Below are 21,047 nucleotides of genomic sequence, written 5' to 3'. Positions count from 1 at the left end.
AGCCCGTCGTTCCCGAACCGGGGGCCGGGCCGGAGCCCCGATTCGGGAAGGCGGGTTGGGAAAAGGGCCCGCGCGTCCGCAGCGCCGCGACCCCGCCCGCACAGCGGCCAACCCACCGCAGCCCACCCCACCCGAGCCCACCCCACCCAAGCACCGAGCCCAGGTCAGCCCGGGTCAGCCCGGGTCAGCCCGGGTCAGCCGGGGTCAGCCCGCCAGGTACCGCGACGCGAATTCGATCTCCAGACGGACCTGTTTGATCCGCTCCTCCACCACCAGCGACCCGTGCCCCGCGTCGTACCGGTACACCTCGTACACCGCCCCCCGAGCCTCGAGCCGGTCCACATAGTTCTCGACCTGGCGGATCGGGCAGCGCGGATCGTTGACCCCCGCCGAGATGTAGACCGGCGCCCGCACGGCATCGACGTACGTCAGAGGCGACGACGCCGCGAAGCGCTCCGGCACCTCCTCCGGCGTGCCGCCGAGCAACGTGCGGTCCATCGCCTTCAGCGCCTCCATCTCGTCGTGGTACGCCGTCACGTAGTCGGCGACCGGCACCGCCGCCAGCCCCACCGCCCACGCCTCCGGCTGCGTACCGAGCCCGAGCAGCGTCAGGTACCCGCCCCACGAACCACCGGCCAGCACCAGCTTCGCCGGGTCCGCGAGTCCTGACGAGACCGCCCACTCACGGACCGCCTCGATGTCCTCCAGCTCGATCAGCCCGATGCGGTGCTTGAGCGCGTCCGTCCACTCACGCCCGTACCCCGTGGACCCCCGGTAGTTGACCCGTACAACGGCATAACCGTGATCCACCCACGCCGCCGGTCCGGCAGCGAACGCGTCGCTGTCGTGCCAGGTCGGCCCGCCGTGGATCTCGAAGACCGTGGGGAACGGCCCCTCGCCCGTCGCGGGCCTCTGCACGAGCGCGTGGATCCGCCCGCCGGGCCCCTCCACCCAAGCGTCCTCCACCGGCACGGACACCGGGGCCTTCATCCCCGGCGGATCGAGCACGACGCGCCCCGAAGTCGACCGCACCACCGGCGGCTCGGCGGCCGAAGACCAAAGAAACTCCACAGCCCCGTCCGGCCGGGCCGTCGCACCCGACACCGAGCCGGTCGGCGTCTCCACTTCCACCAGCTGCCGGGTGGCGAAGTCGTACCGCCACAGCTCACTGCGCGCCTCGAAGCTGTGCACGATGAGCAGCGCGGACCCGTCCCGGTACCACTCGGCCGATACGTCGCCCGGCAGCTCGATCCCGAGCTCCGTCTCCCCGCCCGACGCCACGTCCCACACCATCGGCTCCCAGCGCCCGCGCCGCTGGTGCCTCACGAGCAGCCGGCTGTCCCCGTCGACGGGCGCGAAACCGAGCACCTCCAGCCCCAGCTCGACCTCCCCGCCGTCGGTGTCGTCGAGCTCGCTCACCACACTGCCGTCCGGCCGCAGCACCCGCAGCGCGGAGTGCATCGCGTCACCGTGCTCGGTGTGCTCGATCGCGACCAGCGTCCCGTCGTGCGACAGGTCCCCGACACCCGCCGACTCCCGGTGCCGATAGATCTCGACGGGCTCGGAGCCGGGCCGTACGACATGCACCGTGGACCCGTCCTCGTCGGTCGAACGCCCCACGACCGCCGTCCCGTCCCGCCCGAGCGCGAGCCCGGCGGGATACGACGCCTCAAGCCCGGGAGCGGCGGGCTCGTCCTCACCCCCAGCGAACGGCTGCCGCATCCACACACCGAACTCGTCCCCGTCCGTATCGCTGAACCACCAGAGCGACTCCCCGTCGGGCGTCAGCACCCCATCAGTGGTCCCATTCGGCCGGTCGGTGGCCTGCCGCTGGACCCCGGTGGCCCGGTCCCACGCGTACAGCTCGTACGTCCCCGTTGCATTGGAGACGAACAGCGCACGCTCGGGAGCATCCTCGGCCCAGTCGGGCAGCGAGACGCGCGGCGCCCGGAATCGCTTCTCCCAGTCGGGCATGGGCATGGGCATGTCCTGTGCGGCGGACCCGGTGTCGTTGTCAGTCATCCCCCCATTCTGCGCCGCCCCACTGACAGAGCTCCCGGGATTGTCAGTGCCGGGGTGGAAACTCGCCGTATGACCGAGCTGCGCAAGACAGTTGAGACGTACTGGTCCGCCGCGCAGACGCGCGACTGGGCCGCATTCGCGGACACACTCAGCATCGACGTCCTCTACGACCTCCCCCAGACCCGCGAGCGCATCCGCGGCAGGGAGAACTTCCTCACCTTCAACCGGGACTACCCGGCCGACTGGCGCCTCCTGCGGATCAACCGCGTCGTCGCCGACCCCGAGAGCGCCCAGGTGGTCACGTGGGTGCATGTCGCCGTCGGCCTGGAGGAGATGTACGCGATCACCTACTTCACCGGCGACGCGGACGGCCGCATCACGGCAATCACCGACTTCTGGCCCGAACCGTACGAACCCCCGACCGGCCGCGAACACCTGGCGGAGCGCTACTGAACCCACCCGCGCCGCTCAGCATGCCTTTCGCAGGAGTTCGTTGTACGTGATGATCTGGCCCGCCGTGGGCGCATCGACGTCGGCGCGGCAGTCGCGGCAGACGCCGGGTTCCACCGCGCGGAAGGCGCGTTCGCAGCCGCCGTCGCAGGTCTGCCAGGGCAGGACGACACGGCGACCGCGGGCGTTGGTGGGCCTGGCGGGCTGGGCGGGAATCGCGGCGGGAAGGTCACCTAGGCGCGGTGGCCGGGGCGTCTCCGGACTCGGGCACGGCCGGAACGGCGGGCACCCGAGAAGGCTCCGGTACGGGGCCGGCTGCTGGTGCACGCGTGGGCCGGGACGGAGGAGCGGGAGGGAGGGCAGGTGGTTCTTTCCCCAGGTTTTTGGCAGGTGTGTGGCCCACCGGACCCTGGTACACAAGGGGCCCGGCGGAACTGGAACACCGACGGCAGCTGGTTCCCGCTCCTGGTCAGACGGGGTGACCGTTCTGCAACTCGCCTATGAACGCAACCCACTGCGCTGCTGGAAAGACCAACGGCGGGCTGCCGGGGGACTTGCTGTCACGGACGGGGACGACGCCGGGGAACCCGTCCGCCACCTCGACGCAGTTGCCCCCTTCCTGATTGCTGTAGCTGCTCTTGCGCCAGGCGACGCCGTTCAGATCGGGACGGGACGTTCGCTTCACCTCGGGTGCCCTCCATCGCGGAACGGATCATGTCGAGCGACATGAGCGGGGGCAGGGCCACTGCCCGCAGCCGATCGTAGGTCACGGAGAAGTGCTTGACTTCCGCTGGTTCTTTGATGAGTTGGCCGTAATGAGCACCCTCTGTGTAGGCGACTTCCGAGCCGTCCGGCAGCGTCAGAACCGTCTGGGACCCACCCATCGCGTCATGCTCGCCCTGGTCGAACGGCAGCACCTGCACCGTGATGTGGGGCGCGGTGGCTGCCTCCAGCAGTCGGGCCAGCTGCTCCCGTAGGACGGCCCGGCCGCCGACCGGTCGTCGCAGTACCGCTTCGTCCAGGACGACCCACAGCTCGGGGCGAGCGGACGAAGTCAGCCGTTCCTGCCGAGCCAGCCGGGCGGACAGGCGCTCCTCCAACTGTTCCTCACTCGTCAGGGACCGTCCGACGCTCAGCACAGCCCGCGCATAGTCCTTCGTCTGCAGCAGGCCCGGCACCACGTGTGCCGAGTACTCACCGATGAACACGGCCCGCGCCGAGTACTCCATGAACGCCCGCGACCAGTCCGGAAACGTCTCGCGGTACACGTACGGCCACAGATCGACCAGCAGGCTGTCCGCCCCGAGGGCGGCGTCGAGCGCGCGCGCCAGCTCCAATGTCGGCTTCGCCCCGGACGAGCGCTCGATCTGCGTAATCCGGGTACTGACCACATGTGTCTTCTCGCCCAGTTCGGCCTGGGTCAGACCGGCGGCCGTACGAAGTCTGCGAACCCGTGAACCGAAGAGCGCGGCCATCGACGCCGCAGGCTCAATTTCCTTGGCCATGAGCTCACTTCCGTTCCTTACGGCCTGAAAGGTAAGGCTTCATCACCTTTCGAGCGTAGGCCAACCTGACGATCCTTGACCACGGAACGTCACGATCCGCGCACGCTGCGGGTCGTGCGAAGGATCGACGAACTGGGATGGATGGCACCGTGCTGAAGACCATGGCCACGCCGGGCGACGGCCCGGAGCGGGAGACGACAGACGCCGAGCAGGGGCGCCATGCGGAGAATGAACGCCTGACTTTCGCCGCGCAGTTCACCTCGACCCCGCGAGGGGCGCAACTCGCCCGCCGAGTCGCCGCGCGACGCCTGGAAGAGTGGGGGCACCCGCCCGCGTCGGACGTCTCGTGCACCGTCGCGCTCCTGGTCGCGGAGCTCGCCGCCAACGCCGTGCGCCACGGCAGCGTTCCTGGCCGCGACTTCCACCTCCGGCTGGCATTCGACGTACGAACACGTCTGATCCGTATCGAGATCTCGGACGCCTCGCCGCCCGCCCCCCGACCGGTTCGCCGACGCCCTCGCCCGACGACGAATCCGGGCGCGGTCTGCTCCTTGTGGACATCCTGGCCACGCGCTGGGGCGCGGTTCCCCGCTTCCCGATCGGCAAGACCGTCTGGGCCGAGGTGTCCGCCGATTCGACGCTGGCGCACTGGGGAGGACTGTGACGGACGCTTGAAGGGAACGAGCCGCGAAGTGCGCCCAGCATCGCTCTGTTGAGCACCGTGCTCCGAGCCGGTGACACCCCCAGGCCATCCTTCGGCGGGGGGCAACCGTCATGCCGGGCTCGGAGGCCAGGAGCTCCGTTTCAGGTCCACGAAAAAAGCCGCGGGGCGAGCCCTGTCGGCCGGAACTGACCTGTCTGCCGACACTGGTGGCGGGGGATCACGTGGGGAACTCGCCGAGCCAGCTTCGATTCAGGAGCTGGCTCGGGAGGTAATCCGAGACCACATCAATGGGGAAGTCACCGTCGTAGGCGAAGCACGCCATGGCCAGCGGACCGATCGCCCACAGGCCACTGACGTCGAAGTCGCGCTCCTCCTGGCTCCAGTACGCTTTGTGCAACTCGAGCGCCTCGACAAAAGCAGCGTTGAAGCCGTCATGGTCCCGCTTGACGAAGCGGTAGAAAAGATTGATCGGTGGGTACGAGATCTGCTGCAGCCAATCCCGCGGAGCGATGCGCGCCACGTCGGGTTGGGACTGCTGGAACGCCAGCGTCAATTCCCCCACCATGTCCGCCTGCCGTCGTGTCCAATACGCCTGCAGCGCCGCCACCCAGTGATACAGGTACTCGTCGTGCGCCGTCCCGGACGCTCGGAGGATATCCAGCGGGACTTCACACAACTCGGTCATCCGCTTCTGGTCACGGCATATAACCGCGAACCAGAAGGCGTCCAGCCAGTTCGGCGCATTGGCGAACCCCTTGGGCCCCATGGCCGGAAGCCGTCGGATCTCGTGGTGGATGCGGCAGTCCACGGTTCCCTCGGTGGCATCCGCAACCCGGAACAGAGCAGAGCCCACCTGCATGGCATTGACCACTGCTTCCCAGGTGTCGATACCCGACCCATCCGCATCCACTGCCGCGCGCGCGGCCACGCTGAGGCGGACAGAATTCCACAGCGCGTCGAGCATTCGCGGAGAACTCTCCAGGGACTCGATCCTCTCGATCGCCGTGGACGTCATCCGCTCCGCGTAACTCACGTCATCCCCCCGGCACTCACCATGCCGGGCAATGCTCGTGGCCATACGCTCTCCATAGCTCAGACGTCGACCTCGCCGGCCCAACCGAACTGCAGGAGTTCTTTGGGCAGGTACTCGGAATCGACCTCGATCGAAAGTTGGTGTCATAGGCCATGCATGCAATAGCGAGCGGGGCGAGGGCTGCTAGGCGGTCGCTGTTCAGGGATCGCGCCTCGTCGCTAGCCCGGTACTGCTTGTGCCACGTGAGCAATTCGGCCAGCGAGGCGTTGAATTGCTTCTTTCACAGCAGGTCGGTGAGATCCGGCCCGCGCCCGTCGATGATGTCGGGAGCCTTGATCCCATAGCCTTCGGCAACTCCGAAATAGGTCGCTTCGCCGGGCTCGGCCGCTGCTCCCAGCAAGCTGTCCAGACCGCGCAGTGCTGCCGCAAGGCGCGGGGCGTTGTACGCATACACAGCGGGATGTGGCGTCCCTCTGAAGTCATATGGGCCCCATACGTCGTGGTAGACAGACAGTTCCGCCGAGGGACCGACCGGATCGGGAGACACGGTGATCTCGACCAGTCGGGGTTCGCGACGGCGGTTTCCTTCCGCGTCGAGCCACATGCCCGAACCAACGATAAGGATCGACGACATCTCAGCCGTAGGATGGCTGACAGGTCGGCACGCCTGTGCCTGCTCGATGATCGTCGCATCGTCCAGGGAGCGGCCCGCGATATCGAGGCGGCTGTGAATCCCGAGCCCGCCCTTGCCCACCTCGAACCAGTGCCACTCCAAGGAAGTCGGCTCCAGCAGCTCGTTTTCCTGCAAGACGGCAGACATGCGGGCGGCCGTCTCAAGAGCTGCTTCCAGCCCCGGTGCCGTCACGTCGTCGAGATCCCAGAACCACGAACCGCATTCTCTCGGCGCGCGCATCAGAATCGGCATGGAATTCCTTACGGGTTGGTCGCATTGGTCGGGTACACGGTGACGGAACCGTCTTCGAAGCGTAGCTCGAAGGAGGCGTTGGTCCGGTCCGCAGCCCTCTGGACCCTCTTCATGACCTGCTCCGTCATGGCACTCTTCACATCATGGATGTCGAGAATCGCCACCTTGACCTTCACGCCAGGGCCTGCCAGCTGCTTATCCGCGATCCCCGCCACCGCCGACTTGATCCCATTGGCGCTCTGCACATCCTTGAGCTGAGCACCGTACTCGATGCCGCCGTCCTGGGATCGGGCCAGAACGTCCAAGTCAAGCTTTTGGTCGGGCAGCTTCAGCTCGAATGCAATGCTGTCCATGTTCTTGGCCTGCAGTTCGGCCGCATGCTCCAGTGCCTGATGGACAGCTGGCATCATGTCTTTCTGCTTCACCTGGAAGATCAGCTCTCTGTATCCCGGCATGTGGGCGAACCGTCCGCCGCCTATGTACTCGGCGACAGCGGCCCCGTACTCCGACTTCCGCAGCTGGGTCAGCATGCGCCCCTGGTCCACCTGGGGCACCTTCGAGTCGACTAGAGCCGCCGTGACTGCTTCCTCCTGATCCGAGGCCATCTTGCCGGTGGGCTGCTGTGCCAGGCGTTCGCCCTCCAGGTGCACCGGAGGCTCATCAGGCGTCCTGGGGCCACCCGTTCCGGTACCGCCACCGCCCGACCCGTCGCTGCCACCGGAGCCGGCCTCGGACGAACCCAGCCGGTCATGGCCGCCCGGCACGTCCTGGCCGAGGGTGGAGCCCGTGCCGGGGTTCTCCGAGCGGTCAGGGGCGGCCTTGTCGCCAGGGTCGCCGCCACCGGGTGTGTTGTCGCCGGTGCGGCCGCCGCCGGTCGAGGTGTTGTCCAGGTTGTTGGTCGGCATGCTGTCGCCCACGCCGCCACCGGGGAGGTTGCCGACGCCACCGCCGGCCGTGCGGTCGGACGTGCCGCCGCCCGGGGTGGTGTCGTGGCGGTTTCCGGGCAGGTTGTCTCCGACGCGGGCCGGGTCGGAGATGTCGCTGCCGACGCGGGTGACGTCGTCGCCGCCGCGGGCGCCGACGCCCGCCGGTTCACGGATCTCCACCTTGGCCGGGGCGGCCTCGGCCTTGGCCGGGGTGTCCGTCCTGGGGTTGTCCACGACGTCGGTCTTGGCGTCCTTGGCGTGCTGGGTGATGTCGCCCGCCGAGTTGTAGAGGTTGCCCGCCGGGTCCATGTACTGCGGCGGGCCGTCGGCCGGCAGCTTGACCGTGCCCGGAGGCAGCGTCACCGTTCCCTCGGGGAGTTTGGTGTTGCCGTCGGGGAGTCTGGTCGCTCCCTCGGGGACCGCGGTGTCCTTGGGTAGCTGAATCGTTCCGTCGGGCAGTATGCGGGAGCCGTCCGGCAGGCTGAACGCGCCCTCGTTGATCTTCGGGATCTCGAAGTTGCCCATGCCCTTGAGGCCGGCCATCACATCGCCGATCTTCGTCAGGCCCGCGCCCGCACCCTTGAAGACGTACGTCATCGGGTCAACGGCCCGGCCGGCCTTGCCCGCAAACGAAATCGCCTTGGCGGCCGCGCCCGCCTTGCCCGCGCCCGATACCGCTCCTCCCGCGCCGCCGGTGAAGATCGTGGTCACCACGTTGAAGGTGGCCGCGCCCGCCGCCCGGCTGGGTTTCTCGCCCCACTGGTCCCAGGCCACCAGCGCCTTGCCCGTCTCCTTCATCGCCGTACGCGACTCCCGCAGCCAGGCGGGGAGTTTGTCGGCCGGCATCGCCAGGTAGATGCCTGCCAGGGGCGTAGTGAGCAGCGCCACTCCGGTGACGAGTTTGGCCAGGCCGGTCCATGCCTGCTTGGCGGCGTCCCAGCCGTCGACGCCGACCAGCGTGCCCAGGCCCGCGAGGGTGCCCCCGAGGCCGTCGACGACGAAGCCCGTGCCGAAGTCCCAGGCGTGCTCCCACACCTGATACCAGCGCGTCGACTCCTGAACCGCGTCGCCCCAGGGCAGGCTCTCGGCCTGCTTGAGGGCTTCGGCGTCGTAGCCGTACGTGTTCTTCTTGTTGGAGCCGTCGTCCGCCTTGAGGGCATGGCCACCGACCAGGGCAACGATTTTGGCGTGACAGGCGCGCTCGGCCTCCTGGAAGGCGGCCCACACCTCGGCGATCTCATTACGGCGGCTGAGGTTCTCGTCGACCAGATCGCCGTCTTCGTTCCACTTGTCGTCACCGTCGACCTGGGCTCGGAAATCGGCGGCGTCCTGCCTGAGCTGGTTCAGCCTGGCCACCAGCGGGCGGATGTCACTCGCGTACGTGCCCAGCGCGCCCGCGATGACGCTCACTTCGGAGCTCACCGCGGTGGCTGTCTGCACGACCGGCCGAGTGGTGGCGAACAACTGCTCCGCCTCGGGAGCCTTGTAGAACGCCCGCAGCCCGCCGAACGCACTGTGGACCTCACCGGCGGCGGTCGCGATCGTCGTGCCGTCGCCGGACAGCGCCTTCACCTTCGCCTCGAGCACGGCCGCATCGCCGGTGAAGACCGGCACCCCACCGGGATTGACCGGATCGTTGCTGCTCACTTGTTTCCCCCGGCGTCCTTGAGAAGGTCCAGACGTACCGATCGCGCCGCGTCCTGGGCCTGCGCGGCCGCCTCCAAGTCGCCTTCGATGTACTCGTTGGTGGCTTTGGCCGCGCCCAGGACAGCTGCCTGGATGCGCTCGGCCATCGCCCCGAAGTCCTTCTGGCGTTTGTTCACGTACTCGCTCAGCGCCAAGGCGACCGGCCCCGTCGCCTTCTGCGGCGCCTGATACACCGAGGGCTGCCTCGGTGCCACCGGACCCAGCGGCACCCCGGAGCCTGGCGCCGAACCGGGCACCGCAGTGCCCGCCGCCTGAGCGGCTTCCGACAAGTCCGTGACCAGTTTCGTCAGGGCCTTCTCCAGGTCCCCGGCACGTGTGCCGGTGGTCTTCAACTGGCCTTGCACACCCTGCGGCTGAATGTCCCACGACGCCATGAACGCCCCCCTGCGTACTCGTCTTTCCCACCGCCACCGCAGCCCCCGGCGGCCCGCGACGCATTCTCACGACGGCGACCGGAATCAGTCGATCCACCGGCCGCCCTCGGGGCCCGTCGGTCCCTCCCGCCCGCCCCCCGAAGGATCGTTTCGCCCGGGAAGCGCAGCGGCGGTTCAGCCGATGTTGTCGACCGCTGCCTTCGCACGCGAGATCGTCTGCTGAGCCGTCACATCGTTCTTCTCCAGCGTCGTCTTCAGCAGCTGGATGATGTTGCGGACCTCCTGCGACGTACGGTCCCAGCGCAGCTCCTTGCCGTGGTACTCATCCGCCACGCCATCGGCCGCGAAGTCTGCCATCGCCGCCTTCACCTGTGCGTCACGCGCCGAGATCACCTGCTCCAGACGCCCGATCACTGCCTGGATGTTGCCCTGGGCCTCCGTCGACGCCCCCGTGTCGTACGAACGACGGTCAGTACCAGCAGCCACCAAAATCACTCCCCGTAAGATCCGATCCGAGCACTTCCGCCACAGCAGCAGGTCAGCGACCCGAGAAACGCGCCGCGTCGAAGTTCGCCGCCGACATCTGCGACTTCGCGTTCTCGTCCTGCTCCTGGTCACCCGAGCCGAACGCCGTGTCCATCCCCGACTGGCCGCCCAGAATCGCCGCCAGCGAGGCGTTCAGCGCCGCCGTGATCTCGTCCGAGCGGGACTTGAACAGGTCGAACGCCACCTTGCCGGACCCGTTGAACTTCCCTTCCAACGGCTGTGCGGCCTGGATGAGCTGACGGATCAGCAGCCCCAGCTCGTTGCTGGACCCCTGTGACTGCGACTGCAGCGTCGACAGGACCTGCGTCCCCATATCGAACTTCATCTGACTCCCCCGTCGGAACAACGATCGATGACTGTCATACCTATCAACTCAGGCGTCACAGTTGCAATCAGCAATCAGGCCACTGTGGCCAATCCACGACAAAGTCACACCACACAACCGCATGCAGGCGTGAAGCGGCGGGGACTGGCAACGGATCCGAAGTCGCCGCGCCAATCCCCGACCTTGCTCAAGGAGCGTCTACTGCCAGGGGCCGGCAGGCTGTCGTGCAGGTCCGGCGTCGGCACGGACGACGACCATGCCGGTGATCTTGTCGGCGAACGTCTGGCTCTTGACGTCCCAGATGGCCCACCACCAGCCCAGCCCGAACACCGCGTAGTTGAGGAACTGGCAGAGTCGGCGCCCGAGGGCCAGGCCTATGCCGGGCACGAGGCCATCACGGTCGCGTACGGCGCGGATGCCGACAGCTCTCTTGCCCACGGTCTGCCCGGTCCGGCCCTCGCGCATCAGCTGTACGACAAGCGTGGCGATCATGGCGATGAGGCCTCCCCAGCCCAGGATCGCCGCGGGGATCTCGCCACTGTCGCCGGGCCTTCCCTCACCGATCGCGTTGGCGACACCCATCAGCAGCCACATCGGACCGAAGTTGATCAGAATGTCAAGGAGGAATGCTCCTGCCCGCTGCAACCACCCGGCGTATGGGGGGTGCTGCGGGCCGGCGTATGGAAGGTGCTGCGGGGCGTACGGGGAGCCTGGCTGTGTGGGGACGGCGGATATTGGGCGGCCCCGGCCCACTGTTGCGGCGGCGGGTAGCTGCCCGGCGCTTGTGGCGCCGTGAAAGGACTCTGCGGTCCAGGGTGGCTCACTTCGGACACTCCTTGCTATTTCCCGTAACGGGAAGTCGTCCGCAGACCGCACAGACTGCGAATGCGTGCTTCCGAGATCTCATCTCTCCCCGGCGCAACCCCGTAGAGGCCCGTCGGTGCGGGTGGCCCTTCATTCGCCCTTCAGATGCCTCATCAGGCGCTCGAAATCCCGCCACCCCGACAGGTCCGACGGATCGCCCGGCAGCGGGTAGTACAGCGCCGGACGGGTCCTCGGGCCGAGCTGGACAGGCGGCTCGGACAGCGGCGTGCGGCGGGCGCGGTCGCCGGGCATCACGCGGACCTCCTCCGCACCGAGCACGAAGGCCAGCGGCACTCCGGGGCCCTCGAAGCGCGGCGGCACCGCCAGGTCGCGGCGGGCCTTGCGCAGCTGTACGAGCATCGACTGGAGGCGATGGCGCGTGGCGAGCGTCTCCGCCGCCCTGGGCAGGGCATCCAACGGCGGTTCCTCGTCGGCCCCGTAGCCGAACGCCAGCCTGACGTCTTCCTCGACGCCCGCCTTCGTACGGCTGATACGGACGGTGGCGAGTCCGGGCCGGTCCGGGCTGCCGACCACCACGAACCACGTCGGCTCGGGCGCCCTGTCGAAGGCGACGTCGGTGAACTGGCGCAGCGACCACGGGACGTTGGCGGGCTCCGCCGTTCCCCACCCGGCCGGGGGCTCGCCGGTGAGCTCGCGCCACACCGACTCCAGGGCGCCGCCGAGTACCAGACGGTCGTCCGCGGGGTGGACCGTACGGAACGAGATGGCCAGCTGGCGGTCGCCGGTGTCCGCGACCTCCTTGAAGGAGGCGGCCATCGGAGTGCGCGGGTCGTCGGCTGTCGCGTCGGCTGCCTCGACCGCCTCGAACATCCCGTCCTGCCAGCGCAGTACGGCGCCGGACCGCCCGTCGTAGTAACCCTCCCGCTCGTCCTGCACGATCCAGCGTGACGGCCAGCCGCTCAGGCTGTCGCGTACGGCGGGGGAGAGCGTGCTGCCCGCCGGGCTGACGATCTGGAGGCCCAGCTCGGCGCCTGCGGCGGCCCGGAACGCGTCGGAGAGCCAGGCCGTCATGGCGACCACCGGCCGGTCTTGGATGACGACGGCGACCTTGTCGGTGAGTACGTCGACGGCCGGCTGCGCGGCGGCGGGCGCCGGCACGACGCTTACTCCTTCGCTCTGCACAACGGCAAGCGAGCGCGCGGCCTCCGGTGGCCAGGCGGAGCCACCGGCCAGGGAGACCAGCCGGGCCGCGAAGGTACCGGCGAGGCGCTCGGCGTCCTCGACACCGGTCGTGGCACGGGCTTCCGTCCACCAGAACGGAAGCGGCGGCGCCGTGGCCCCGAGCAGCCGCTCGGCCTCGCCCGCGACCTGCACGAGCAGCGGTGCCTCGACGGAGACGAGGGGCCGGCCGTCCTCGTCGCAGAGCTGTACGACGGCGCCCTCTCCTTCCGTGCCCACCAGCTTGTCGGAACCTCCGGAGAGCAGGCCCGCGAGCACGGTCCACGGGTCGGGCATGCGCCGAGTGAGGGCTATGACGTCCTTGGTCATGTGGTCGTCCGGTCCTTCGTCATTCGTGGCATGAGTGTGTGTACTGGCATGGCGTGTGTACTGGCACGGGTGTGTACGTCGTCCGTTCGCGGCCACCGTGCGCCGGCCCCGCCTCACTCGGCGGAGTACACGGTCTGGATCAGGCGGTTCGACTGGCCCCTGCGGACGAGCACACCGCGACCCGCGGGCTGCTGGGACGCGTACACGCCGGGGAAAAGCTGGCCCTCGCTGCGGTCGCCCGCCATGACGATCGCCGAGGCCCCCGACTCGCGCAGGCCCTGCACCAGCGGCTCGTACATGCCGCGCGACGAGCCCGCGACGCGGCGCGTCAGGACGAAGTGGAGTCCGATGTCGATCGCGGACGGGATGTACGGCAGGAAGGGGGCGAGCGGCGACTGGCCCGCGGTGGTCAGTACGTCGTAGTCGTCGACGAGAACCACGATCCGCGGCCCCTTGCCCCAGCTGCCGGGCTCCAGGTCGTCCAGTGGCGCGCCGTCGTCGGGCAGCCGCTTCGCCAGCTCGGTGGCGATACCGGCCGCGAGGCCCCCGCACATCTTGGCGTTGTACGCGTAGCCGCCGTTGAACTCCTCGGGGACCGCGCCGCGCAGGCTCCGCCGCGGATCCATGACGGCGAAGACCAGTTCGTCCTCCCCGTAGCGATCGATGAGGCCGGCGGCGACGGTCTTCAGGAGATTCGTCTTTCCGCACTCGCTGTCACCCATGACCAGCAGATGCTGGTCGTGCCGGAACAGGTCGAGCAGGACAGGCGCGAGCGCCGTCTGGTCCAGGCCGATCGGAACCCGCTGGGGTTCGGTGACAGGCCCCGGCAGGAGGTGGGGCTCCAGAACCTGGGGCAGCACCCGTACCGGCTGGGCGACCTCGCCGCTCCAGGTGGCGCGGATCCTACGGGCCGTGCGCTCCAGGACCGCGCCCAGGTCCGAGCTGTCGGCGGCTCCGTCCGTACGGGGCAGGGCGGCCTGCGCGAAGAGCTTTCCGTCGGTGAGGACTCGGCCGGGCTCGTCGGGCGACAGGGTCTCGGCGAGCTTGCGGTCGACGCTGGATTCGCTGGGGTCGTTGAGGCGGAGCTCGACGCGGGTGCCGAAATTCGACTGGGTGGCGATGCGGACATCGTTCCAGCGGAGCATGCCCGCGACGACGTGGACCCCGTAACCGCCGCCGCGCTTGAGGATGTCGACGACGGCGTCGTCCAGCTCTTCGAAGTCGTCGCGCAGCGCGCCGAATCCGTCGATGACGAGCACGACCTCGGCGGAGGCCAGCTGGGGCAGTCTGCCCGCCGCGTGCAGGGTGCGCAGCTGCTCCACCGAGTCGATGCCGTGCTCGCGGAAGAGGTCTTCGCGGGTCGCGAGCATGTTCCGTACTTCGTCGACGGTACGTCCCGCGCGCTCGCGGTCGGCCCGGCCCGCGATGCCGCCGACGTGCGGCAGGCCCGACAGGGCCGCCAGACCGCCGCCGACCAGGTCGAGACCGTAGACGCCGACTTCTTGCGGCGTGTGGGTCAGCGCGAGCGAGAGGACGAGGGTGCGCAGGAGCGCCGTCTTGCCGGACTGCGGGCCACCGATCACGGCGGCGTGGCCGCCCGCGACCGTGAGGTCCAGGTACCACTGGCCCTGCCACTGCTTTGTCGGGTCGTCGAGCAGGCCGAGCGGCACCTGGAGCGGACCGCGGCGCTTGGTGAGCTGCATGCCGCGCGGGCCGGCATCGAGCGGGCCGGCGACCTTGTCCAAGGTGATCGCCTCGGGCAGCGGCGGCAGCCAGATGCGCCGCACCGGGCCTGCGGCGTTCTCCATCTGTTCGACCATGACGCCCATCTCTGTGGGCCCGGTCTCACGGCGTCGCAGTGCCGGCTCGGGGGTTCCGGAGTCACCCGGCTCGGCCAGGGTGTTGAAGGACGGGTACTCCAGTGCGAGAGGTCCGGTGTCCTCTTCCTCCCCGCGCCGCACGGGGCCGCGGTAACCCCCCGAGACATAGCTCGCTTTGAATCGTTCGTAGTGGCTGGTGTCGACCTTGAGGTAACCGAAACCGGGCAGCGGCGGAAGGTGAAAGGCATCCGTGGTGTCCAGGACCGTACGGGACTCGTCGGCGGAGAACGTGCGCAGGCCGAGCCGGTACGAGAGGTACGTGTCCAGACCCTTGAGCCTGCCCCCCTCGATCCGCTGGCTGGACAGCAGCAGGTGTACGCCGATGGAGCGTCCGATACGGCCGATGGACAGGAACAGGTCGATGAAGTCCGGCTTCGCGGTGAGCAGTTCGCCGAACTCGTCGATGACGACGAACAGGTGTGGCAGCGGGTCGAGGTCGGGCCGCTTGTCGGCACGCAGCGCGGCATAGTCACCGATGTCCGCGATGTTGCCCGCGTCCTTGAGGACCTGCTGGCGGCGCTTGACCTCGCCGGCGAGCGAGGCGTGGACGCGCTCGACGAGGCCCGCCTGGTTCTCCAGATTGGTGATGACACCGGCGACGTGCGGCAGGTCCGCGAACGGCGCGAAGGTGGCACCGCCCTTGTAGTCGACGAGGACCAGGGCGAGGTCATCCGGCGGGTGCGTGGCGACCAGGGCGAGGACGAGGGTGCGCAGGAGTTCCGACTTGCCGGAACCGGTGGCGCCGACGCACAGACCGTGCGGGCCCATGCCGAGCTCGGAGGACTCCTTCAGGTCCAGCAGCACCGGCTCGTGGGAGTCGCTGATGCCGATCGGTACCCGCAGGAAGGCCCGCTCACCGCGCGGCGCCCACAGGCTCGCCAGGTCCAGCCGCGCCACGTCGTCGATGCCGAGCAGGTCGGCGAAGTCGACCGGCCCGGACAGGGGAGCGCCGACGAGCGACTCGGCCGACAGGCGCAGCGGTGCCAGCATCCGGGCCAGGCCCTCGGCGAACGGGATGCCGGCCTCGTCCACGACGCCGTGGGCGCCGACCGGCTCCTGCTCGCGCAGGTCCTCGATGATCACCTCGGTGCCGTCCACGGTGATCCGCACGCCGACCTGTCCCGGCTCCTGGACCCGCTGTTCGAGCAGGTGCAGGACGGTGACGCCCATCTCACGCAGGCCGACCGCCTCGTCGGGGCGCGGCAGGTCGACGGCGTCCGCGCCGTGCCTGTCTGCGACGACAAGCAACCGGGACGTCATGGACAGGGCATCCTTGCCGGCCAGCCCGCGCCGCACCTCGGCGGCGTACGACGCGCGGCGGCGCAGCTCCGGGCCGATCTGCCGGGCGAGTTGTGGCGCGGAGGGGGCGATACGCCGGGCGGCGACGGGGCCGTCGAACTGCTCGGTGTCGAGCAGATGAGGCATCCACTTGGCCCACTCCCAGTCGTCGATCCGGTCGCCGGGCACGGCGAGCGCCATCGCCACGTCGTCGGGGGCGTGCAGGGCGGCGGCCTGGACGAGCAGGGCGCGCGCGACACGCAGACAGTCCTCGCGGGGGCCGACGACGCTGACGTTGCCGACCCGGTCGAGCGGCACGGTGAGCGGGAGCTCCGTGCCGGTGCGGAAGCGGGTCATCAGCGCCGACGCCTCGTTGAGCATGAAGCGGTCGGGCGGAGTGAGGACCGACGAGCCCTGCTCCCCGACCTGTAGATCACGTACGGGCATCTCGCCGGTCCCGACGCGCACCCGCAGGAAGTCGCCGTCGACCCGGCGGCGCTCCCACAGGCGCGCCGGGTCGCGGACTATGTCGTACAGGGCGTAAGGCGGCGGGTTGAGTACGCCGGCACGCTCGCGCCGCTCGCGCTCCTCGGCGGAGAGCTCCTCGCGCAGGTCCTCCAGATAGGCGAGGTATGCCTCGCGCTGGGTGCGGCGGGTGCGCTGGGCCTTGCCGCGCTGGGAGAAGACGAGCGCGAGGGAGCCGATGATGGTGACGACGAGGATGAGCGCGCCGAGGGCGGCGAACTGGCTGTTGCGTACGACCGTCATCATCACGACGGAGGACATGACACCGGCGACGGGCAACAACGACATCGCGATGTTGCCCGCCTTTCCCTCGGGGAGGTTGGGCGGGGCCTCGACGACGCGCGCCTCGGAGGCGGCCGGGGGCCGGGTGGTCCTGGCCGGCCGGTGGATCAGTCGGGTACTCATCGTCGTCCGTCATTCCCGGTCGGGCTCGGCATCCGGATCACTGGATCAGTGGCGCTTCTGGGAGAGCTGGAAGACCTCTGCGGCGAGGCGGGTGGCAGCTTCCCTGGTCGAGTGGGCGAGCAGTTCGGTACGGATCGGACCGCCGGCCGCCAAGTGCCTGTCGTACGGCAGGATCTGAACGCTCGCCCCGGTGGACCTGAGTTTCCGGGCTGCCTTGTCGAGGTCGAGCCCCGAATGCGGCACCTGTTCGGTGAGTACGACAACCGTGCCGTCGATCACCTGCCGGGGCAGCCCTTGCATCCACTGGAGTACGGCATACGTGCTGTTGATGCCTTCCATCGTGGCGGGGGTGGTCAGGACACGCGCCTGGGCGGCGGAGAGCGCGACGCGGGCGACCTCGGCGGGCAGCGTCTCGCAGTCGACGACCGTCACACCGAAGTACCGGCGCAGCGCGACCATGACCCGCCCGTACGCCTTCGTGTCGAGCATCGCGCCGATCCGGCCCTGGCTGCCGGGCAGCAGCCAGGCGTTGTCGGGGAGCTGGACGAGATAGCCGGTGATGTCGAGCAGCGACATCTGCGGCTCGACGATGTCCGCCACATCGGCAGTGGTCCAGCGCAGCGTCTCGACGCCGAGCCGCAACGGAAGCGAACCGAGCGCCGGGTCGGCCTCGACGAAAAGGACGGGGTCCTGCCGGTAGTGCGCGTACGTGGTGCCGATCAGCGCGGTGACGGTCGATTTGCCGGCGCCGCCCCGGATGGAGGTGACGGCGATCTGCCGGCCGGTCGTCACGGGCTGTTGGAGGGCCTCGGCGGTACGGGTGATCTCTGCGACCTCCCGCGCGGCCGACGACGCGACGCAGCGGCGCAGGGCGCGCGCGGCGCGCGCGGCGAAGGACTCGCCGTGCCGTGGGGCGCGTCCCGCCCCCGCCAGGTCCGCGTCGACAACGGGCCGGGAGTCGGGTGTGGTGCGGTGCGGGCGGGCCCCTGGGGTGTACGCAGCCGGCGCTCGGACCTGTTGCGCAGGGTCCTCATGGCCCGCTTCCTGTGGCGCGCCTTCGCCATGGGGATGGGTGACGGCCGGTGCCCGGTCGCTCTGCGCGGGGACCGCGGGCGGGTCCTGTGCGGGGAGGGCTGGGCCCGGCGCGGGGGCGCTGTATGCCTGCCCACCGGTGCCGGGTGCGCCCTGCTGGGCGCCGCCGCCTCTCAGGTCGCGCAGCACATCGCCCTGCCAGTTGTCTCCGTTCGGCATGTCTGCCCTTCTCTTGCGTCCTGCCGCGCCGCCCGGAGCGCTTGCGCGTCGACTCAGAACTTGTTGAGCAGCTGTCCGTACACGCCGAACACCCCGACGGCGAGCGGAAAGAGGCCCACCATGCCGATGGATTCGACCAGATCGGCCGTACGCCGCAGGCGGACCTGCACATGCTCGGGCGGCTGCACCGCCAGAACGACCAGCGGCAGCACCGCGGCCGCGCACAGGACGGCGAGCGGCCCGGCGCCCCCGGCATGCTCCATCCACAGCATCATGAGACGTACGACGAGGCACGCCGCGGCGGCGAAGAGTGCCACCACCTCGGCTACCAGCGGAAAGGCCCGCGCCCTCGACAGGAGCACCACGGCGACGAGGGACGGCAGCGCCACGGTCCATACGGTCGGCTTCTCGGCCAGCGTGAGCAACCAGCCGGCGGAGGCCGCCGAGAGCGCGGCGGCCATCGTCGCGAGGGCCAGGCCCCGGTGGGTGGCCGCGAGGGCGTTGCCCACCTGGTGACGACTGACGGAGGCCCCGCCCGAGCGGTGGTCGTCGAGTGCGGTGAGCCCCGACGCCATCAGGGCGAGCCGCGGCAGCAGGCCGAGCAGTACCACGGAGAAGACGGCCATGACGGCGCCGAGCCGGGCCAAGTCGCCCTGGAGGGCGGCGACACCCTCCCACACGACGGTGATCGCGGCGGTGGCCAGGGCGCCGATGAGACCGCCGCGGCCGAGTGGCGAGAAGTAGCCGAGCATCACCATGGTCACGGTCAGCGTGGCCGCGACTGAAGCGAGCCGCAGGGTCCCCGACCAGTCGTACGCGTCGGCGGCAGTCCACGCGCTGAGGATGCCCAGTCCGCCGGAGGTGACCAGAAGCGCGGTCGCCAGGCCACGGTTTCCCTGCCCGATTCTGGCGACGAGCGCACCGGCGGCAAGGAGGAGAATCGATACGGCAAGGAGGGCGCCGGCCAGGGCGTCGAGGGCGAGCTCGCGGCGGGCGAGCAGCGCGGCGATCACGGCGAAGGCCACAGACGCCACACCCGCGCCGGCCCGGCGCGCGGCCGGGCGCCAGCGCCAGGCGCGCAGGTCGAGGTCGTCGGCCACCTGGTCGGTGACGTCGTGCACCACGGGGGCGGGCGGCGCCGAGTGGATTTTGACGAGCCGGAGCACGGCGCCGTCGGCAATCTCGGCAGACGCCAGTGTGCTGTCGTGCGGCAGTGCGGAGCCGTCGGACGTAATCAACTGCCGTGACAGGGGCCGCGATGCGGCACGATCGTCCAGCAACCGCAGAATGTCGGGGAGCAGTTGACCGATCGGGGCGTCGGAGGGCAGGACGATGTCGGCCCGGCGTCGCTCGCCGACCAGGGTCACCCGGCTCAGTTGCGCCCGTGAAGTCGTTGCTGTGCTCACCACTTACGGGAATCTATCATCGGGACGTTGAGGACTTCGGGCCGATGGCCGCGCCCGTACTGCCAACTTCCCCTATTTTCTTCGCAGGAAAATGCCAGAACCGCTCTTCGCGATTGCCCGGCGTCTGCGTCATTTCCGCCCCGCCCGGCAGGTTTCTACTGCTTACCCGGCTTTGCCGGTTGCTCGTACTGCTGCTCCTGGCGCTGCTGCTGTTTCTCCTGCTCGGCCTTCTGCTTCGCCAGTGTGTGCTGCAGGAAGGACCACCCGACGCAACCCGCGCACAGGACGGCCGCGATGACGACGCCCGCGAAAACCTTCCCGAGCCGCTCGTCCGCCGTGCGCCGCACCCGCTGAGCGCCGAACAGCAACGCGTCCCTCGTCCTGCGCCGGCGTACCGCCACCGACTCCAGCAGCTGGCTGTCGTAATCCCGTGCCATTCGTCGTCCGCCGCCTCGGTCTGGTCGGTTGCCCGTCAGTCGTCGACTGCACCTGTGACTGCGGATACTCCGCCTGCGGCATGCGCCCCCTTACTTCACCTCTGCAACATAAAGCATCGGTCAGCAGGCGGGGACAGCGAACCGACGACCGGCCCACGTGCAGACGCTCTCTTCCAAGTGGCCGGGCCCACCCCCGTGGAACCCGGCCACCTGCCTCGAAGAGGTTCATGTCCCCATGGCGGGGGAGACACCTGATCACAGGCAGCGGAACACTCTGGTGCGACCAACTCCTCCAAGAACGTACACCGTGGTTGCGGGGGATCGTCAACTAGAGTGGATCGAAAGGCACCGCTTTCCACGCGCATCACGCACCAGAGTGGATACAGCGACGATCATGACAAGGATGTACCGGACGTGACAGACGCCGAGCCGCGCACCTTCGCGCAGTTGCTGGACTACCTGTTCAAAGAGATCCACCCGGAAAGTCGCGGGCCCTACACGTACGCCGAGGTCGCCGAGGGCATCCGGGAGGCTTCGGGAGGCGAGGGCAAGGGGCTCACCGCGAGCGCTATCCAGCAGCTGCGCACCGGTGCCAAGAAGAACCCCACGATGCACACCATCAAGGCTCTCGCCGACTTCTTCGGCGTACCCGCCGGCTACTTCGTCGACGAGGAGGCCGCCCATCGCACCCGAGCGGAGATCGCCGTCCTCGCCGCCATGCGGGACCGGAACGTCCGCACCGTCGCCCTGCGTGCCAACGGCCTGAGCACAGAGACCCTTCAGATGGTGACCGCAGTGATCGAGCAGGCCCGGATCCTGGAGGGCCTCCCGGGCGAAACCACTTCGAACACCCTCAACCTGGACGACTAGCAGCTCTCGGTATCCGGCCATTCGGTCAGAGGGCAGAGATCCTCTTGGACCGGCCCGGGGCATTCGCCTAAGCTTTCGAGCGATTCGGTGCCCGGGATTCCGGATCGCACTCCGGTTGTACGGGGTCACGCCTTCAGGGGCCACA

General features: G+C 69.3%; 18 protein-coding genes and 1 pseudogene. 3 read left to right on the top strand and 16 right to left on the bottom strand.

What is annotated here, in order from left to right:
• Positions 1-204: 204 nt before the first annotated feature.
• Entirely contained in the window at positions 205-2,022 is a 1,818-nt protein-coding gene (locus AC1P0E_RS15385; protein ID WP_482742726.1) for a S9 family peptidase, read from the bottom strand.
• A gap of 69 nt (positions 2,023-2,091) precedes the next feature.
• Between AC1P0E_RS15385 and AC1P0E_RS15380 the strand changes: the two genes are divergently transcribed.
• Positions 2,092-2,475: a nuclear transport factor 2 family protein gene (locus AC1P0E_RS15380; protein WP_482742725.1), complete on the top strand. Its 384-nt coding sequence runs from the start codon at positions 2,092-2,094 to the stop codon at positions 2,473-2,475.
• Positions 2,476-2,941: 466 nt separating this feature from the next.
• Here AC1P0E_RS15380 and AC1P0E_RS15375 read toward each other — a convergent pair whose 3' ends face one another.
• On the bottom strand, positions 2,942-3,070 hold the full coding sequence (locus AC1P0E_RS15375) for a DUF397 domain-containing protein (RefSeq protein WP_482742724.1): 129 nt from the start codon (positions 3,068-3,070) through the stop codon (positions 2,942-2,944).
• Positions 3,033-3,947: a helix-turn-helix domain-containing protein gene (locus AC1P0E_RS15370; RefSeq protein WP_482745767.1), complete on the bottom strand. Its 915-nt coding sequence runs from the start codon at positions 3,945-3,947 to the stop codon at positions 3,033-3,035. The genes AC1P0E_RS15375 and AC1P0E_RS15370 overlap by 38 nt, the downstream gene beginning before the upstream one ends.
• A 167-nt stretch (positions 3,948-4,114) precedes the next feature.
• Here AC1P0E_RS15370 and AC1P0E_RS15365 point away from each other — a divergent pair.
• A pseudogene (locus AC1P0E_RS15365) lies at positions 4,115-4,641 on the top strand (ATP-binding protein).
• Positions 4,642-4,858: 217 nt separating this feature from the next.
• Here AC1P0E_RS15365 and AC1P0E_RS15360 read toward each other — a convergent pair.
• The 13 genes from AC1P0E_RS15360 to AC1P0E_RS15300 form a co-directional block, all read right to left on the bottom strand.
• Positions 4,859-5,719 (bottom strand): immunity 49 family protein, encoded by an 861-nt coding sequence (locus AC1P0E_RS15360; RefSeq protein ID WP_482742723.1) that lies wholly within the window; start codon positions 5,717-5,719, stop codon positions 4,859-4,861.
• Positions 5,691-5,924, bottom strand: a complete 234-nt coding sequence (locus tag AC1P0E_RS15355; protein WP_482742722.1) for a hypothetical protein — start codon at positions 5,922-5,924, stop codon at positions 5,691-5,693. The genes AC1P0E_RS15360 and AC1P0E_RS15355 overlap by 29 nt, the downstream gene beginning before the upstream one ends.
• Before the next feature lie 30 nt (positions 5,925-5,954).
• Positions 5,955-6,599: a hypothetical protein gene (locus tag AC1P0E_RS15350; RefSeq protein ID WP_482742721.1), complete on the bottom strand. Its 645-nt coding sequence runs from the start codon at positions 6,597-6,599 to the stop codon at positions 5,955-5,957.
• Positions 6,600-6,607: 8 nt separating this feature from the next.
• Positions 6,608-9,172, bottom strand: coding sequence for a hypothetical protein (locus tag AC1P0E_RS15345; protein ID WP_482742720.1), 2,565 nt, complete (start codon positions 9,170-9,172; stop codon positions 6,608-6,610).
• Positions 9,169-9,606: a DUF6507 family protein gene (locus tag AC1P0E_RS15340; protein ID WP_482742719.1), complete on the bottom strand. Its 438-nt coding sequence runs from the start codon at positions 9,604-9,606 to the stop codon at positions 9,169-9,171. Before AC1P0E_RS15340 ends, AC1P0E_RS15345 begins: the two co-directional genes overlap by 4 nt.
• Before the next feature lie 174 nt (positions 9,607-9,780).
• Positions 9,781-10,092, bottom strand: coding sequence for a pore-forming ESAT-6 family protein (locus AC1P0E_RS15335; RefSeq protein WP_482742718.1), 312 nt, complete (start codon positions 10,090-10,092; stop codon positions 9,781-9,783).
• 52 nt (positions 10,093-10,144) lie between these two features.
• Positions 10,145-10,477, bottom strand: a complete 333-nt coding sequence (locus AC1P0E_RS15330) for a hypothetical protein (protein WP_482742717.1) — start codon at positions 10,475-10,477, stop codon at positions 10,145-10,147.
• A 198-nt stretch (positions 10,478-10,675) separates the two neighbouring features.
• Positions 10,676-11,122: an RDD family protein gene (locus tag AC1P0E_RS15325; RefSeq protein WP_482742716.1), complete on the bottom strand. Its 447-nt coding sequence runs from the start codon at positions 11,120-11,122 to the stop codon at positions 10,676-10,678.
• A 309-nt stretch (positions 11,123-11,431) separates the two neighbouring features.
• Entirely contained in the window at positions 11,432-12,850 is a 1,419-nt protein-coding gene (locus tag AC1P0E_RS15320; RefSeq protein ID WP_482742715.1) for a DUF6177 family protein, read from the bottom strand.
• Positions 12,851-12,963: 113 nt separating this feature from the next.
• A complete protein-coding gene (gene eccCa, locus AC1P0E_RS15315; RefSeq protein ID WP_482742714.1) occupies positions 12,964-16,938 on the bottom strand; it encodes a type VII secretion protein EccCa in 3,975 nt (1,324 codons plus the stop codon).
• A gap of 45 nt (positions 16,939-16,983) precedes the next feature.
• On the bottom strand, positions 16,984-18,189 hold the full coding sequence (locus tag AC1P0E_RS15310; protein WP_482742713.1) for a MinD/ParA family ATP-binding protein: 1,206 nt from the start codon (positions 18,187-18,189) through the stop codon (positions 16,984-16,986).
• A 53-nt stretch (positions 18,190-18,242) separates the two neighbouring features.
• The gene (gene eccD / locus AC1P0E_RS15305) at positions 18,243-19,598 is read right to left on the bottom strand and encodes a type VII secretion integral membrane protein EccD (RefSeq protein WP_482742712.1); all 1,356 of its coding nucleotides are present in this window, start codon (positions 19,596-19,598) and stop codon (positions 18,243-18,245) included.
• Positions 19,599-19,750: 152 nt separating this feature from the next.
• On the bottom strand, positions 19,751-20,032 hold the full coding sequence (locus AC1P0E_RS15300) for a hypothetical protein (protein WP_482742711.1): 282 nt from the start codon (positions 20,030-20,032) through the stop codon (positions 19,751-19,753).
• A 414-nt stretch (positions 20,033-20,446) separates the two neighbouring features.
• Here AC1P0E_RS15300 and AC1P0E_RS15295 point away from each other — a divergent pair, with 414 nt between their 5' ends.
• The gene (locus AC1P0E_RS15295; protein ID WP_482742710.1) at positions 20,447-20,902 is read left to right on the top strand and encodes a helix-turn-helix domain-containing protein; all 456 of its coding nucleotides are present in this window, start codon (positions 20,447-20,449) and stop codon (positions 20,900-20,902) included.
• Positions 20,903-21,047 lie beyond the last annotated feature (145 nt).

It is taken from the genome of Streptomyces sp. TRD_SC_5, assembly GCF_056836825.1.
This window is presented reverse-complemented; position numbering and strand designations above follow the sequence as displayed.